The sequence below is a fragment of the Sulfurimonas sp. genome (genome assembly GCF_026196735.1).
Classification (GTDB): Bacteria; Campylobacterota; Campylobacteria; order Campylobacterales; family Sulfurimonadaceae; genus Sulfurimonas.
Window position 1 is genome coordinate 19,817 of the sequence record NZ_JAPHUF010000018.1, and the last position, 17,165, is coordinate 36,981.

The window sequence follows — 17,165 nt, forward strand, 5'->3', positions numbered from 1 at the left end:
TTTTGTTTAAATGATTATACAACTAAACTACACAAATAAAGTGTTAACTTTGTCAACTAATGACAAAGTTTAAGAAGTATTACAAAAAGCTATATATTGTAATAAGTTGCATTTGGATGGTAAACAACTAATGCACTTGTAGACTGCTCAGGATGAATCTGAAAAGTCTCACTTAGTTCAATCCCGAATTCTTCGGGTTTTAAGAGATTAAACAGAGGACGATTTAGTTCCAAATCAGGGCAAGCTGCATAACCAAAGGAGTAGCGACTTCCTTGGTACTTGTTCATCTGCACATCACTTAGTTTACTGCCTTCGCCTTCAGAGATGTTTAAATCGAGTCTTATTTGTTTGTGAGCTATCTCGGCTAAGGCTTCAGCTAGCTCAACACCAAGTCCGTGAAACTGATAATATTCCGTATAGTCGCCTCTGTCATATATCTCTCTCTCAGCATCACTCAGCTTAGCTCCAGCGCTTACACATGTTAAAGCTATAACATCATGTCTGTCAGAGTGAAAAAAGTCGCTCAGTGCGCGGTGAGGCTGTTTGGACTGTCTAGGGAAAGTAAACTGCTCTCTTGCTCTGCCAATGACATGTTCAAGATGCTCACGGTTGATTTCATCAGCCGAGTTATAACCTTCACTCTCGTCAAAAATAAGAAGTGTATTGTCATCACTTCTACATGGCCAGTAACCGTAAAGCACAGTCGGTTCAAAAAGTTTTTCATCGATAAATTGCGCTTTTAGTTTGTGATACGCTGGCCATACGACTTCATCAAGCTGTTTTTCATAAGCTTCCTTACTCATACCTTTTGAGCTGTAACCCCAACGAGATTTAAAAAGAAGTTTATGATTTATCCACTCAAAAGCCATTTCTATTTGAGCATCTGTAAGTTTTATCTCGCGTCTGCCCCAAAATGGAGGAGTTGGAACAGTTACATCGCGAGACGGCATTTTCAACTCAGAAAACGGAGGGATAATGATTTCTTTTTTCTCTTTAACTACTTTTTCTTCGCCTTCTTTACCATGAATATCAGTATCAAAGTTACCGGCTTCTATACGGCTCATAGCAGTTACACCGTCAAAAGCATCTTTACAGTAAAAGATTGGACCGTCATAAAAAGGACGACAAAAATCATCAACAAAGCTACGAGTAAGCGCTGCTCCGCCAATTAAAACAGGAATGTTAATTCCCTCTTCTTTTAAAAGTTTGAAGTTTTCTTGCATCACTTGTGTTGATTTAACCAATAAACCGCTAAAACCAAGAGCTGAGATATGAGAATCTTTCATAGCTTGTATAAACTCATCAAGTTCAACCTTGATACCAAGGTTAACAACTTTAAAGCCGTTGTTGGAGAGGATGATATCTACAAGATTTTTACCGACATCATGAACATCACCTTTTACTGTTCCTAGGGCAAGTGTTGTGTCTACGCTTTTTTCAACCTTTGGCAGATAAGGATTGAGGTGGTCAACTGTCTTTTTCATAGTCTCAGCAGATTGAAGTACAAAAGGAAGCTGCATCTGACCGGAACCAAAAAGTTCACCCACGACTTTCATAGCATCGATAAGAATCTCATTTACAATTTTTTCAGGAGCAATCCTATGGCGAGCCTCTTCAACCAATGGTATCATCCTGTCTTTGTCGCCGTCCATAAGAAGTTTAGCGATTTTTTCTTCGTCATTCATGGCTAAGTATGCTTCATCTACAGCATCGTTGTCAACAGCCTCTTTTGAGCTAAAATGCTCAATAAAGTTAAAAAGTGCTTCGCCGTTTGGTTTACGGTTGAAGATAAGATCATCACATATATCTTGGTCTATTTGAGGAATCTTATTTAGCGGTATGATATGTTTTACATTGATGATAACTGATGTCAAACCGGCTTGCACACAGTGGTGTAAAAACATTGAGTTTAAGTAAGGTCTTGCATCTTTGTCAAGACCAAAAGATATATTTGAGAGGCCCAGTATCGCTCCAACCTCAGGATGCTTAATGCGTAGTTGTCTTATGGCTTCGATGGTGTTTATGCCAGCTTCAAAGTACTCAGCGTCACCGGAACCGAGTGTAAATGTAAGTACATCAAAAACTAAATCTTCTTTTTTAATCCCGTGTCTATTGGTGGCTAAGTCTATGATTCTATCTGCAACTTTGAGTTTATCTTCTATGCTCTTTGCCATTCCAGCCTCATCGATTGTAAGACAAACAAGACTTGCACCGTATTTTTTAGCTAACTGACACACTTCATCAAACTTTGGCTCGCCGTCTTCAAGGTTGACAGAATTTAAGATTGGCTTGCCGCCGATGTTTTTTAAAGCAGTCTCAAGCCCTGTAGTTTGAGTGGAGTCGGGCATAAGAGGAAGAGCGATTTTTTGAGCATACATCTTCATAACCGCATTCATATCTTTAGTCTCATCACGACCTGCAAAACCGACATTTACATCGATAACATGCGCTCCTGCACGAACTTGCTGTTGAGCTACACTTAGTGTGCCTTCATAGTTTTCTTCTAAAAGCAGTTCACGAAAAGCTTTTGAGCCTGTAGCATTAGAGCGCTCACCGACTAGAAGCGGAGCAGGCTCTTGCATAAGAGGTACTGTGTTGAAAAGTGAAGCAATTGAGTTTTTGTGAGAACCAGAAGCAGGTTTAGGTGCTATGTTTGTAACTCTGTCAGTCAGTACACGAATATGTTGAGGTGTAGTCCCGCAACATCCGCCTAAAAATGAGACTCCGTCAAATTCAAGAAATTTCTCTTGTTGCTGGGTAAATTCATCGGGACCCATTGGATAGTAAGTATATCCACCACGGTTTTGAGGAAGACCTGCATTTGCATGGATAGAGATAGGTTTGTGCCATACCTCGCTTAGAGTTTTTACATGCTTTAGTACCTGCTCAGGACCTGTTCCACAGTTAAAGCCAAGACTTAAAATATCAAAAGGCTCTAAAATTGTAGCAATTGTCTCGGCATCTGTTCCGATAAGCATAGTACCGCTAAGTTCTATGGTTACAGAGACCATAATAGGAATCTCAACTTCTTTTACTCTGCAAGCCTCCTCACACGCATGAAGGGCTGCTTTTATCTGAAGAGGGTCCTGACATGTCTCTAGTAAAAAGACATCAACACCTCCGTCAATTAGTGCCTTACAAAACTCTGTATAACCCTCATACATCTCATCATAAGTTATATGTCCAAGAGATGGGAGTTTAGTTCCGGGTCCAACTGAACCTAAAACAAATCTAGGATGCTGGGGAGTGCTAAATTTGTCACACTCTTTCTTTACAATCTCGGCTCCGGCTTTTGTTAATTCGTATGCGCGATTTCCTATTTTGTACTCATCTAAAACCCAAGAGAAAGAGCCGAAGGTATTTGTTGTTATAAAGTCAGCACCGGCAGTCAAATAGGCACTAAAGATTTCACTAAGAACTTCAGGGCATGTAACATTTAAAAGTTCGTTACAACCCTCATTTGCCTCCCACGCCTCTTTAGGAATTTGCTCATCTCTTTGTTGCAGTTGAGTGCCCATGGCTCCGTCTATGATCAGCGGACGATTTTTAATAGTGTTTAAAATATATTCTTTTGTTGACATGTAAAAAATCTTTTGATATAAAATAATGATCGGTATTTTATCAAACTTGAGCATAAAATAGGCTTTTTCATTTTATTACTCATATATTTTAAAATAATAAAAATAATAATGAGTTATAATTAATATTATAATTGTTGATTAATAGTTTTTTTGATACAATTGCGTAATTAAACATATATTTGGAGTAATTTATGAGCGATTTTAAAGCGCCAACAGCTTGGAGAATATATAGATATTATTTCTTTGCTTTTTTAACGGTATTGGCTTTAGTTATACCTTGGATACAAGTAAATGACAGTTATTTTTTCCTACTTAGTTTTGACAAACTAAAACTTCATCTTGCATTTGTTCAGTTTGATATGCAGGAGTTATATCTTTTACCATTTTTACTGATGATACTCTTTTTAGGTATTTTTGGGATGACTGTTATGGGTGGTCGTGTGTTTTGTGGATGGGTATGTCCACAGACGATATTTCGTGTAATCTACCGTGATTTGATTGAGACAAAAATGTTGCGTCTTAGAAAACGCATAAAAAACAAACAGCTTGAACCTGACATGAGCAAGTTTGAAAACAAGGTTAAAAAAACTATTGCAATTATTATATGGATAGCACTTTCTTTATTGGCTAGCGCTAACTTAATTTGGTTTTTTGTTCCGCCTGAGGATTTTTTTGAGTATTTGCAAAATCCGATGGATCATACAATTCTTTTTGGAACAGTTATTTTTTCAGCACTTTTTCTTATTTACGACATAGTATTTTTACAAGAAGACTACTGTATTTATGTATGTCCATACTCAAGAGTTCAGTCAGTTTTATATGATGATAACACAGTCATGGCTCTTTATAATACCAATAGAGGCGGACATATTTATGATGAACATAAAGAGAAGCAGTTTACCTCTCAAAAAGATCTTCAAGTAAATGAACCACATGCCGAATGTACTGCTTGTGAGAGTTGTGTAACGGTTTGTCCTACTCATATCGACATCAGAAAAGGTCTGCAGTTAGAGTGTATAAACTGTCTGGAATGTGTTGATGCCTGTACAGTTGTTATGGGTAAGCTGGGCAAGCCTTCTCTTGTTACTTGGTCAAGCGATTATGAGATTATAGATCAAAAAGGCAAAACTAAATATTTCCGCCCTAAGATTCTTCTTTATATTGCTCTTTTAGTAGGACTTACCGTTGGTATGGCTGTTATGGGAAGTAAAAAAGAGCATATGCTTCTTAATATAAACAAAGAAAATCGTCTCTATTCTGTAAAAAAGATGAGTGACGGTAGAGTAAGAGTAGACAATGCATATGAATTCTTAGTGCAAAATACTCAAAACGATACCATGAAGTTCTTTTTTGAAGTTATTTTACCTAAAGACATGAAGGGCAATGTAGAAATAGCCAAGCCTAAAAAAGAGTTTACTATAGTTCCGGGAATAAAGAAAAAGAAAATTGTTGTCTTAAGAACTTATGACATGTTGGCAAATGATGCTAGACATGACAGTGTAATTCCAATCACAATAAGAGTTTATGCTTTGGGGCATGAAGATAAGATTGTGGTGTTTAGAAAGTCAACTTTTACATACCCTCGTTCAGACATTATTGAAGAGGCAAAATAATTTTATTTTAAAAAACAATAGGATAGACTAAAGTATAAAAGCTTTAGAGGTCTATCTATGTTTAAAAAAATTGTACTCTCATTTTTAGTACTGTATATTTTATTTGGTTTTTTTGTACTTCCGCTTATTGTAAAATCACAAGTCATAAAGATTGTTGAGCAAAAAACAAATGCCAAACTCTTTATAAATGATGTCTACTTTAATCCTTTCATATTTAACTTGGAACTCTCCGGCATAAAATTAAAGGACTTAAATAATGAACATTTAGCATCTCTTAAGTCCTTGGAAATTGATGTGGAGTTATACTCTCTGCTAAGGGCTGCAATACATGTAAATAGTATTGTCATTGATAAACCTAAAATTTCCGTTATTTATAACAAAGATAAAACACTTAATTTCTCTACACTGCTTAAAACAGAAGAAGATAAGAGTGTAGATGAGGTAGAAAAAGAAGAGACTCAGATACCAAGAGTAATAGTAGATGTAATCAAAATAAGCGATGGCGGCGTAGATTATGAAGATTTTACAAACAGCAAAAAGTTTGATTTTTCGCTACGCTCAATAGGCTTCGAGCTTAGGGACATAGACACAAACGACTTTAATTCCAGCGATGCAAACCTTAGGTTCTATTCAAATTTAGAAGATGGCGGTTTTGTTGATTTTAGAAGTGAAATTGTAGGATTTAAGCCTTTTAAACTACAAGGCAGCATAAAATTTGAAGCAAGTAAACTTTATACTCAGTGGCGATATATACAAGATATGATAGGTTTTGAAGTAGCAAACGGAAAGTTGTCCTTTGGTGCTGATTATCATCTAAATGTAGATGATTTAAACTCTACAGCTATTGAAAATCTACATGTTAGTTTGGAAAATCTAAGAATCAAACCCAAAACCAAAGATCATGATATATTGAATATGAAAGCTTTACATGTAGGCGGAGTGACGATTAAGCCTATGCAACAAGATGTACATGTAGAGTTTATTAGACTTAATTCTTTAGATGCAAAAGTTTTAAGAGATGAGCAGGGAGAGATAGATTGGCTAGGGTACTTAAAAGACCCAAGAGTCGGTAATGAGAAAGAAAAAACACAAAGTGTTGAGGTACAAAAAGCTGACAGTAATACCACTCCATGGAGTGTGGCACTGGATAACATCTCTTTAGAAAAAATCTCCCTCACTGTTGATGATGCTAGTGTAAAACCAAATGTCAAAACAAGTCTGAATGAGTTAAACATAAATCTAAAAGATGTGACTTTAGCCGGTGAAAAACCATTTTTATATGAGATGGATTTAATGTTAAATGATAATTTTAAATGTACTTCAAACGGTGATGTAAAACATAAAAACATTGTGCTAAATACTTATCTTACATGTCAAGGTTTTGATCTTATTCACTATAAACCTTACATTGACCAGATAGCATCAAATGAGCTAAAGACTTACAACCTTGAACTTAAAAATGCAATTGCAAACTTTGATGTTAATGCAACTCTAAAAGATGAAAACTCAACAATCAATGCTTTTGTAAAAAGAGCAAATTTTTCCTTAGATAAATTTGTACTAAACAGAAAAGATACAGATGAAAAATTAGTAGATTTTAAAAATTTTAATATCAATGGCGTAAGAGTAGACACTAAGATAAAAGATGTGAATATAGAAAAAATAGCTCTAAATAATCTTGGAGTATATGCTAAAAAAAATAAAAACGGTGCGATAAACCTTGAGGGATTAGTAGAAGCTAAAGAGATGGCTAAAACAGAGAATATTAGCAAGAAAAGTGAGACCGCACAAGAGGAGAAATCCTACAGGGTAAAACTAAAACACTTTGATGTAAATTCTGCAAAGCTAGCCTTTAAAGATGACAGCCTCCAAAGCGTTGCGACAAGCAAGATAGACAAAATAAACATAAATGCCTATGATATAGATTCAAATGAGAAAAGCTGGCTGAAGTATGACATGTCACTGAGGGTGAATGAAAAAGGCTCAGTCTCATCAAAGGGCAGTGTTAGACATACTCCTCTTAAACAAAAAGGAAGCATTTCACTCAATAGAATCTCATTAAAAGAGATTACTCCATATCTTGGGGAGAGTCTGTTTGTACAGATTGATGATGGATACCTAAGTTTAGAGAGCAAATTAGAATATAACAAAGATGATAAAAAAGCAGACCTCTTTGTTAATGGCGGATTGAAAATAGAGAAGTTTAAATTATCTGACAGCAGAAGCCATACTCCTTTGATCACATTTGCTAAGACAGAGTTAAAAACATTTAACTTTGAGATGTTTCCAAATAGTTTGTATATTGATACGGTAGAACTTGATAAGTTTTATGTTGATGCACAAATAGATGAAAAAAAACAGATGAACTTTGCCAAATTATCAAAGCTTAAAGATGATAGCAACTTGACAAAAACAGAAGATTTGAATACTTCAAAAATTGCTAAAGAAGAGAAGTTTCCAATGAAGATCATGAGACTACATGTAACAAACGGGAAGGCAAATTTTGCTGATTATTCTTTGCCTATAAGATTCAAGACATCCATACATGATTTAAATGGAGATATTTATGCTATTTCTACAAAGAAAGGCGAGGTAAGTTACATAGATATTGATGGAGAAGTTGATGAGTATGGTTCTACAAAATTAAAGGGGAGCATAGAGGTATCTGACATAAAATCATTTACGGATATAGGATTTAGCTTTAAAAACTTAAGTCTTGATTCATATAGCGGCTACAGTGCACAATTTGCGGGGTATAAAATAGATAAAGGCAAGTTGTTTTTAGATTTAAATTATAAAATCCATGATTCAGAGTTACTTGGAGAGAACAGTCTTGTTATAAAGAGCATAGAGCTAGGTGATGAGATAGAAGATGAAAATATTACGAAACTGCCGCTTGGTTTTGCTATTGCTTTACTTGAGGACAGTGACGGAGTAATAGACATCGATATGCCTGTTGAAGGAAACTTGGATGCACCTGACTTTAAGTATGGCGCATTGGTTTTGAAAACTTTTGCAAACTTGATAATAAAAGCAGTAGCTTCACCGTTTAACTTTTTAGGTGCAGCAATGGGGATAAACGGGGATGACTTGAAATATGCAGAGTTTGATGCCTCTGAGCATAGTATTCTTCCTCCTGAAAAAGAGAAGCTCGACAATATTGTAAAAATACTGCTAAAAAAACCTAGGTTGGCTTTGGCAATCGCACCAAGCTATAACAAAGAGTTGGATAAAAAGGCAATACAGGCAAAAAAACTGCAGCTGCAAGTATTGAAAAAAAGTGATGGCAAAGGTGTTGCGACAATAGATATACTTGAAGATATATATGAAAAATCAGTTGGCGAGAAAGCTTTGGATGCCCTTGAAAAAGAGTTTGAAAAGAGATACACAAAAGATGAGATATTTAAAATAGAGTATACAAAAGAGTTACTTGCTAGATGCAGGGATATCCAAACTGTCTCAATTGACGAACTAAAAGCTCTAGCGACCACAAGAGCTGCTAAACTTCAAGAGTATCTTGTTTTAACAAAAAATATAGACTCATCAAGGGTGGTGATGCATGAAATTGAAGAGCTTGAAGAGGATGATGGGATAAAAACAGAACTTAAAATAATAGTAAAATAGAGATAAATATCTTTTTTGATATAATTCTCACATTATTTTGCTAAGGATTTAAATGCCATTTTCACTCGATAACAGGAAGGGCACTATCAACGGTGTTATATTTGTAGCTATTTTTGCAGCAGCAGCTACAATGATTTCAGATATAGAGTTTATTAAATCTCTTGGAATCTCTCCTCTTGTTATTGGTATAGTTATGGGCATATTCTATGCAAATACACTTCATAATCAAACACCAACAGAGTGGGCTGGCGGGATTACTTTCTCTGGTAAAAAGATATTGCGTTTTGCAATTGTGTTTTATGGTTTTCGTATCACATTTCAAGAAATTGCTGAGGTTGGGATAGAAGGCTTTTTGGTCTCTCTTATCATGCTCTCAACTACATTTATACTTGGGACTTGGGCTGGAAATAGACTCTTTGGTATGGAAAAAGACACATCAATGCTTATATCTTCCGGTGCTGCTGTTTGTGGTGCGGCAGCGGTTTTAGCAACTGAACCTGTTTTAAAAGCGCAAGAACATAAGACCGCTATTGCAGTCTCTATGGTTGTTCTTTTTGGAACCATCTCGATGTTTTTATACCCGGTTTTATATACTACTATTATTGAACCCGCACAGGGCTTTTTACACATGAGTCCTAAAGAGTTTGGTATATATGTCGGTGGAACTATTCATGAGGTTGCACAAGTTGTAGCAGTCCCTGCTTCAGTCCCCGGAGCTCCTGATGATATGGCAAATTCCGCTGTAATTGTTAAAATGACTCGCGTTATTATGATAGCTCCGATGCTTATAGTTTTAGGTATTTATTTGTCTTACACTGCTAAAAATACAGGTACACAAACTGGTGTTGTTAAACTTGTTATACCTTGGTTCGCAGTTTATTTTGTTGGTATGGCTGGATTTAATTCACTTCAGATTGTTCCGCAAAATATAGTAGATAGTATAAATATTATAGATACTTTTTTGCTTACAATGGCAATGACTGCACTTGGAATGGGTACACGATTTGCAAAATTTAAAGGACTGGGTCTAGCACCTGTTTATACAGCGGGATTACTTTTTATATGGTTGGTTTTAGGCGGATTCATTGTAACTAAATTTATTATGAATACATTCTAATATATTGTTTAATAAAACTATATAAAGAAAAACTATATAATAGAGTCAAAAATCTGTATATAGGAGCCAAAAGATGTCACACTTGCCAAATACACTTAACTCTTTTTGGCTCTGGAGAGAAGTCTCTTCTAAATTAGGAGTCTCAAATCCAGCATATAAATATTGGAAGAACACGCCTAATTTAAAACTAAACAACAAGTATGTTTTTGTTCAGAAAAACACCCTGCCCGAGAAACACGAACATGTAGAAAAAATACTAACAGACCTTTCAGGACATCTTCCTATAAAATATGCTTCAGATAAACTACATGTAAATGAACATATATTCTCATACGACAAGATGAAATTATATAAAGAATTTGAGTATAAATTTGTTGAAGATATAAAGTTTGTAAATATCAAAAAATTCTTCATAGAGTTTGGAATAAAGGTAAACAAGAACTCTATCATCCAACTGGCAAAGATGAAAGATTTGGAGATAACAGCGGACTCAACATTTTATAATCTCAAAAATGACTACGGTATAGTGGTGTATGACTAAATGAATGTTTTTTTTATAGAGTTTAGAGACCCGCTTTTTGGGATTATAGTCTTTTTTGTACTTGTTTTTGTGATAACATTTTTCTCATATTGGCTGGCAAGGTTTAAAAGAAAAGAGGACCATAGGCACCTAGATAAGTTTTTAAAACAGTTCAATACTCTTCCATCTCAAAGTGAGTTGAAAGTTTTAATCACAAAAGGGGAACTCTCTGAAAAGTCTTGGCTTTTGCTTGCTCATTCATACGCAAAAAACGGCAACTATGAAAAAAGTATAGAGATATACAATGAACTGCTAAAAGTCGGCGACAAAGCAAACTACAGAGACACGATGTTTTTGCTCGGAAAAACATACTTTAAAGCAGGTTTTCTCGAACGGGCAAGACAAATATTTTTAGAGATACTTAAAAACAATCCAAGAACACCACAAGCACTGAATTATCTTCTTTTAGTATATGAATATATGAGAGATTATCCAGCAGCTCTGGAAATATTAGAACCACTAGAAGAGTTAAAAAAAGATATAAAAACTGATAGTGCTTATTTGAAATCTTTGATACTTTTAAATGATTTAGATATGTCTACGGATGTGAAAGTTCAAAAATTACTTGAAATATATAAACAAACCAATCAACTGACATATCTTATTTTTGAGTATATTTTTCGTGTTAATCCTAAGCTTGCATGGGAAAATTTTGATATCTCTAAGGCTGAGTTATTGGTAGATATATTGTGGAATATCGATAAAAAAGATTTGAATTTTGATATAATAATGCAAAATAGCTATTTAAGGGAACTTTACACGGCTAAAGGCTACATACAAAAGGCTGATAAAAGCTCTACTTTTGAACTTGATGTGCTTATAAATATAAACAAAAGTGTAAATGCTACACTTAGCTTTGAGTATATTTGCAACAGTTGTAAACAGGTCTTCCCATTTGCATTTAACCGCTGTAGCAGTTGTCATGCAATAGATACATCAAGAGTTGAACTCTCTCTTGTAAAAGATTACCATAAGGATTTCAGTGAAGAAAATAACTCTTTTCAGTGACGGCAGTGCTTTAGGAAACCCTGGTCCTGGCGGCTATGGAGTTATTCTTAGATTTGCAAACAAAGAAAAAGAACTCTCTGGCAGCGAAGCTCATACGACAAACAATAGAATGGAACTTTTGGGCGCCATAGAGGGTTTAAGAGCTTTAAAAGAGCCATGCGAAGTTGAAATTGTGTCAGACTCATCGTATGTTACAAAAGGGATAAATGAGTGGCTAAGCGGCTGGATAAAAAGAGATTTCAAAAAAGTTAAAAATATAGATTTGTGGAAGGAATATATAGAAGCCTCAAAGATTCATAAAGTAAAAGCTATATGGGTAAGAGGACATGACGGACATGAAGAGAATGAGAGATGTGACGAACTTGCAAGGAGAGAAGCAGAAAAAATGAAAGAGTCATTAAATGAATAAAAATATAGAAAAGTTAGAGAAAACTTTAGGCTATAAGTTTAAAAACGAGAAGCTCATTATTGAAGCGCTGACACATAAAAGTCATAAGCAGCCCTACGATAATGAGCGCTTAGAGTTTTTAGGTGATGCTGTTTTGGATTTGGTTGTTGGTGAATACCTGTTCAATAAATTTCCTAACTCGGCTGAAGGGAAGCTTTCAAAAATCAGAGCATCTTTGGTAAATGAGGAAGGTTTTGATAAGTTGGCTCGTTCAATCAATCTTGGTGAGTGTATATATCTTTCAAACGCTGAAGAGAACAATGGTGGGCGAGAAAAACCATCTCTTTTATCAAATGCTTTTGAAGCTGTAATAGGCGCAATATATCTTGAATCAGGTTTGAAAAAAGCAGAAGAGATAGCTATCTCTTTAATTGAGAAGAATCATGAGGAAATCTCATTGGATTTTCTGTTTAGAGACTTTAAAACTACCCTTCAGGAGTTGACACAAGCTAGGTTTGGAGAGACACCAGAATACAGAGTCATTGCAAGTCGTGGACCGGACCATCAAAAAGAGTTTGAAGTAGCTGTAATAATCGAAGACAAAGAGTACGCAAGAGCAGTTGGAAAAAGTAAAAAAATAGCTCAACAGGTCGCAGCACAAGAGGCAGTAGAAATGTTAAAGAAGGAAAAATAGTGAATAGTTTTGGTCAAAAATTAAGATTTAGTACCTTTGGAGAGTCTCACGGAAAAGCCATAGGGTGTATTCTTGATGGCGTTCCTGCAGGACTTGATATAAATGAAGAGTATATTCAGAGTGAGCTCGATAGAAGAAAACCGGGAAAGAGTGAGTTTGAAACTGCAAGAAAAGAAGCAGATGAAGTAGAGATATTGAGCGGTGTATTTGAAGATAAAAGTACCGGCACACCGATCGCCATGGTTATTTATAATACAAATCAAAAGTCAAAAGACTACTCAAATATAAAAGATGTGTTTCGCCCCGGACATGCTGATTTTACTTACTTTCATAAATACGGTATTAGAGATTATCGCGGTGGCGGAAGAAGCTCAGCAAGAGAGACAGCAGCAAGGGTTGCAGCAGGGGCTATAGCTAAGTTAATGTTAGCAGAACTTGATATTGAAGTATTTAGCGGTATCAGTGAAATAGCCGGGATAAAATCAAATGTATATGATTATGAAGCGGCTAAAAAAAGTATTATTTACGCACTTGATTCTAAAGTTGAGCAGACACAAAAAGATGCAATACTAAAAGCAAAAAATGAGCATGATTCTGTTGGCGGCGTTTCGCGTGTTCTTGTAAAAGGTGTCCCGGCTGGCTTGGGTCAGCCGCTTTATTACAAGATGGATGCTGTTTTAGCAGATGCTATGATGGGTATAAATGCTGTTAAAGCGGTTGAGATTGGCGATGGAATACTTAGCGCATCAATGCTGGGTTCGCAGAACAATGATGAGATTCGTGCTTCTGGTTTTGAGAGTAATCATGCCGGCGGTATTCTTGGCGGCATAAGCAACGGTGATGATATTGTTATGAATGTATATTTTAAGCCGACGCCGTCTATATTTAAAGAGCAGCATACAGTTACAACTACAAATGAAGAGGTTGATTTTGCTTTAAAAGGCAGACATGACCCCTGTGTAGCGATTAGGGGAACAGTCGTCTGCGAAGCAATGACAGCACTTGTGATCGCTGACATGTTACTTTTAAATATGGGCTCAAATATGAGCGGAGTCAGTAAATATTATAAATAAGCAAAAAGAGCTTATTTTTTTGTATCGATTACATCTTTAGCTGATTTTATAGCATTCTCAAGTGCGGACTTTGCAACACCTAAAGCCTGAATGCCCATTCTTTTTGCTTCCTTGGCTGTCTCAGAGTTAAGGGCAGTATCAGCTTTTTTAACAGCTGTTTTTGCCAGTTCGGAGAATCTATTTTTCAGCACTTGGGCTGTTTCTTTGGACATATGAACCAGCTCTTCAAGATCATGATGCATTTTTTGGTTAAGTTCAACAAGAATTTTTCTCGTACTTGGACTACTTTCATTTGCCTGAGTCTGAACAACTTGTAAAAACAGAGTGTCTGTCTGAGCCAAATCTTCCATAATAGTGTCATAATCTTCTATTAAAATATGCTTCGCTTCAAGCGGCATATAAGCCAATCTCTTTTTAAATCTGTCAATAGAGTGTATAAGTCCCGCTCTCATCCCTTTTAGTGTCGATCCTAAGATGTTTTTTGACATATTTGGTGAAGCCTCCGCAATATCTATAGAGGAGCTGAGTATAGTCGATAGAATTTTTCTAACACGGATAGTGTTAAGTGTTCCCTCTTTGATAGTTTGATATGTCAACTCTTTTATAACTTCTTCTATTGTCTCATTGGCTTCAGAGTCTTTGGATTTTTCTAAAGCTGTAATAATCGCAGATTCAACAGTTTCACTAAGCAAATCAAATAGATCGATAGTCTGAAGTTTTGCTTGGTGAAGTTTAGATATAGTCAGTGTATCGTCTTTGTTTATGGTTGATTCAATAGTATTAAAAACACTGTACTTTGTTTCTTGAAGTTCATGTAGTTTTTTCGTTAAATCTCTCTCGAGCTTCTCTTTTTGTGCCATTAATATTTCAAGTTCATCATGTAACTTTTTTGTTTCTAAGTTAACAATTGTTGCTGAAAGAGTTTTTACTTCATGAAGATTTAGTTTATCTAAATGAATGTCTTTTTCATTGGCAACTACTTCGATAACAGAAGTTACTCTTTTTTCTAAACTTCTAAATTTATTATTATATAGGCTTTTAAAACTATCTTGTAATTCTTCTAAGTTCATCATAAATCCTTTTGTTATTTTATAGCACCATCTTTATGTTTTGATGTTGCTTTAGTGCTTCATAGATAAAATTTCTATCATCTTCGTTGTGTACGAGCATATCAAGATTCATGCTAACATACTTGCCGCCCTTGGAGTTTTTTGAGTGAGTCAGTTTATGTTCTCTCTCATCAATCACATCATATATTGCTTTTTCTAAGGCTTCTCTCTCGCTGGCTATTAGTTTATAAGACCAGGAGCATGGGTAAGTAAGCTCCAGTTTTTCATCTCTAGCGTTTATAATCTCCACTTTTGCCTCCTGATTTTGTTTCTAGTTGTACATGTCGAATTACCATGCCTTTATCAATCGCCTTAACCATGTCATAAATCGTTAAAAGACCTATGCTTGTTCCTGTTAGTGCTTCCATCTCAACACCGGTTTGTCCGGTTAGTTTAGCTGTTACTGTTAGTTTAAATCCTGGAAGCTCTGCCAGCTCCTCCACATCACAATTGATGCCGCTTAAGTTAAGCGGATGACACATTGGAATCAAATCACTCGTTTTTTTAACTCCCATTATCGCAGCGATTACTGCTGTTTGGAGTACTGGACCTTTTTTTGTTTTTTCACTAACAATAGCGTCGTATGCATCTTGGCTCATCTCTATTATACCACTGGCAACTGCTACTCTTGTTGTCTGATTTTTGTCTGATACATCAACCATTTTTGGTCTTTGGTTTTCATCAAGATGTGTTAAATTCATAATTGTTTTCTCTTTAATTTGTATTTTATTATTATAGCAGAAGTAAAGTAATTAATTTTATGGAGTAAAGTGGTGATTTTGCCAGATAAAAGACCGGCTTAACAGATATAAGCTAGTCTTTGGTTTGTTTTTTTTCTTTTCTAAATAAATAATATTTAGATTTTTTTAGAGCTTTATCCACAAGATACTGAGGACACTCGTTTACATTTCTCCAAATTCCTGAAGGGCATCTCAACTCTAATATGTCTTTATCTTTATATTTGAGAATCTGTTTTTCAGACATAACTTTGTGAGCCGGCTGTATATCGATATCGCCCAAATTAATGTCTTTTTCATAAAATACCGTTTGGCAGCAACCGTCTTGTGAAGACCAATTGGGCATGCCATCAATTGTATAGTGTACTCTTTGATTATTTTTATACTCAGCAGCAAAGACAAAAAAACCATCCAATCTGTGCTCTTTAGGTAAAGCAAAGACAACTACTCCTTTGCCGTATATGAGACTAAATACTTCTTGACCGAGTTTTACTTTGTTGAAGTAGTGCATTACAATCCTTTATTTGTTTAGATATTAAATTTTTTATTATATTACATGTATATTACAATAGCAATACAGTACGCTAAAGAAGCTTTAATGCTTCTTGATATTCATGTGGATGGTTTAAATTTAAAAATGGTTTTTCATCATTAAATTCTACAAAGTTTGTTTTTGAGGATTTTAGTAAAAATCCAAGTTTATGATTATTTTCTTTTAACATGTCAATAAACCTGTTTTCTAATGAACGGTGATAGATTCCGCACATTGGTTGAATGCCAGTTGAAGTCCTTGCAATAGTTGCATCACAACCACTCTTATGAGCATCTATGATTTGTCTTATCTCTTTTTCACTTATAAAAGGGGAGTCCACGCTAAGAGCAAAAAAATTCTCTTCTTGTAAAGTTTGAAATACAGATACAAAACCTGTTGTTGGAGCAAATGTATTGTCACTTTTTATATCTTCTATAAAATTTGCTTTAAAATCAAACTTATTTTTGTCTTTACATGAGATATATACTGTTTTAAAAATTTTTCTGAGTCTAATGAGTTGAAATTGTGTAAGAGTGTCAAAGTCTCCAAAAGGGAGAAGAGCTTTATCTTCTCCCATTCGCGAGCTTTTGCCACCGGCAAAGATGACACAAGGTATGTCAAACATATTAGTTTTTATTTAATGTAGCTTCAATTCTTCTATTTTGTGCAAGACCATCTGCTGTATCATTTGAAGCTATTGGGTCGCTCTCACCTTTACCGATTGCTGTAACTCTATTTTCCGCTACACCATATCTGATAATCATATTTCTTACAGCATTAGCTCTATTTTCTGAGAGGATTTGATTGGTTGATTCACGACCAATGCTGTTTGTATGACCAATGATTTGAGCAGTATAATTAGGACGAGCTTTTAAGAAATTTGCAAATTTTTCAACTCTAAGTTTTGAAGCCTCATCAACAACATAAGAGTTGTTTTCAAAATTGATATGAAGATTCACTTCTTTTGTACATCCATCACTGTTAACAACATTACCTGCTGGAGTGTTTGGACATCTGTCTTTAGAGTTTAAAACACCGTCATTATCATCATCGCCGTCTATTTTACATCCAGAAGCATCAACTTTTACTCCTGCTGGAGTATTTGGACA

At 35.3% G+C, this 17,165-nt stretch carries 15 protein-coding genes; 8 read left to right on the forward strand and 7 right to left on the reverse strand.

Going from position 1 to position 17,165, the window contains the following annotated elements; translation table 11 throughout:
* Positions 1-89 precede the first annotated feature (89 nt).
* Complete coding sequence (metH, locus tag OQK60_RS10290; RefSeq protein ID WP_297686723.1) at positions 90-3,581, reverse strand: methionine synthase; 3,492 nt, start codon at positions 3,579-3,581, stop codon at positions 90-92.
* 191 nt (positions 3,582-3,772) lie between these two features.
* Between metH and ccoG the strand changes: the two genes are divergently transcribed.
* From ccoG to aroC, 8 genes are all read left to right on the forward strand, one after another.
* Positions 3,773-5,194 (forward strand): cytochrome c oxidase accessory protein CcoG, encoded by a 1,422-nt coding sequence (gene ccoG, locus OQK60_RS10295; RefSeq protein ID WP_297686725.1) that lies wholly within the window; start codon positions 3,773-3,775, stop codon positions 5,192-5,194.
* Between the two features lie 57 nt (positions 5,195-5,251).
* On the forward strand, positions 5,252-8,818 hold the full coding sequence (locus OQK60_RS10300; RefSeq protein ID WP_297686727.1) for a DUF748 domain-containing protein: 3,567 nt from the start codon (positions 5,252-5,254) through the stop codon (positions 8,816-8,818).
* A 52-nt stretch (positions 8,819-8,870) separates the two neighbouring features.
* A complete protein-coding gene (locus OQK60_RS10305) occupies positions 8,871-9,935 on the forward strand; it encodes a YeiH family protein (RefSeq protein ID WP_297686729.1) in 1,065 nt (354 codons plus the stop codon).
* A 73-nt stretch (positions 9,936-10,008) separates the two neighbouring features.
* On the forward strand, positions 10,009-10,476 hold the full coding sequence (locus OQK60_RS10310; protein ID WP_297686730.1) for a hypothetical protein: 468 nt from the start codon (positions 10,009-10,011) through the stop codon (positions 10,474-10,476).
* Positions 10,477-11,523 carry a tetratricopeptide repeat protein gene (locus OQK60_RS10315; protein ID WP_297686731.1) on the forward strand — a complete coding sequence of 349 codons (1,047 nt, stop codon included), beginning with the start codon at positions 10,477-10,479 and terminating at the stop codon, positions 11,521-11,523.
* On the forward strand, positions 11,498-11,932 hold the full coding sequence (gene rnhA / locus OQK60_RS10320) for a ribonuclease HI (RefSeq protein WP_297686734.1): 435 nt from the start codon (positions 11,498-11,500) through the stop codon (positions 11,930-11,932). The genes OQK60_RS10315 and rnhA overlap by 26 nt, the downstream gene beginning before the upstream one ends.
* Positions 11,925-12,605, forward strand: coding sequence for a ribonuclease III (gene rnc, locus OQK60_RS10325; protein ID WP_297686736.1), 681 nt, complete (start codon positions 11,925-11,927; stop codon positions 12,603-12,605). The genes rnhA and rnc overlap by 8 nt, the downstream gene beginning before the upstream one ends.
* Positions 12,605-13,678 (forward strand): chorismate synthase, encoded by a 1,074-nt coding sequence (gene aroC / locus OQK60_RS10330; RefSeq protein WP_297686738.1) that lies wholly within the window; start codon positions 12,605-12,607, stop codon positions 13,676-13,678. Before rnc ends, aroC begins: the two co-directional genes overlap by 1 nt.
* An 11-nt stretch (positions 13,679-13,689) precedes the next feature.
* Here the strand turns inward: aroC and OQK60_RS10335 are convergent, their stop codons facing one another.
* The 6 genes from OQK60_RS10335 to OQK60_RS10360 all read right to left on the reverse strand — a co-directional run.
* Positions 13,690-14,748, reverse strand: a complete 1,059-nt coding sequence (locus tag OQK60_RS10335; protein ID WP_297686740.1) for a DUF6781 family protein — start codon at positions 14,746-14,748, stop codon at positions 13,690-13,692.
* A gap of 19 nt (positions 14,749-14,767) precedes the next feature.
* Positions 14,768-15,037, reverse strand: a complete 270-nt coding sequence (locus OQK60_RS10340) for a DUF493 domain-containing protein (RefSeq protein ID WP_297686742.1) — start codon at positions 15,035-15,037, stop codon at positions 14,768-14,770.
* Positions 15,018-15,488 (reverse strand): cyclic pyranopterin monophosphate synthase MoaC, encoded by a 471-nt coding sequence (gene moaC, locus OQK60_RS10345; protein WP_297686743.1) that lies wholly within the window; start codon positions 15,486-15,488, stop codon positions 15,018-15,020. Before moaC ends, OQK60_RS10340 begins: the two co-directional genes overlap by 20 nt.
* Positions 15,489-15,600: 112 nt before the next feature.
* Positions 15,601-16,035, reverse strand: a complete 435-nt coding sequence (locus tag OQK60_RS10350) for a hypothetical protein (RefSeq protein WP_297686744.1) — start codon at positions 16,033-16,035, stop codon at positions 15,601-15,603.
* Positions 16,036-16,108: 73 nt separating this feature from the next.
* Positions 16,109-16,681 carry a molybdenum cofactor guanylyltransferase MobA gene (gene mobA / locus OQK60_RS10355; RefSeq protein WP_297686745.1) on the reverse strand — a complete coding sequence of 191 codons (573 nt, stop codon included), beginning with the start codon at positions 16,679-16,681 and terminating at the stop codon, positions 16,109-16,111.
* A 1-nt stretch (position 16,682) separates the two neighbouring features.
* Positions 16,683-17,165: OmpA family protein (locus OQK60_RS10360; protein ID WP_297686747.1), on the reverse strand; the 483-nt coding region annotated here is incomplete at its 5' end.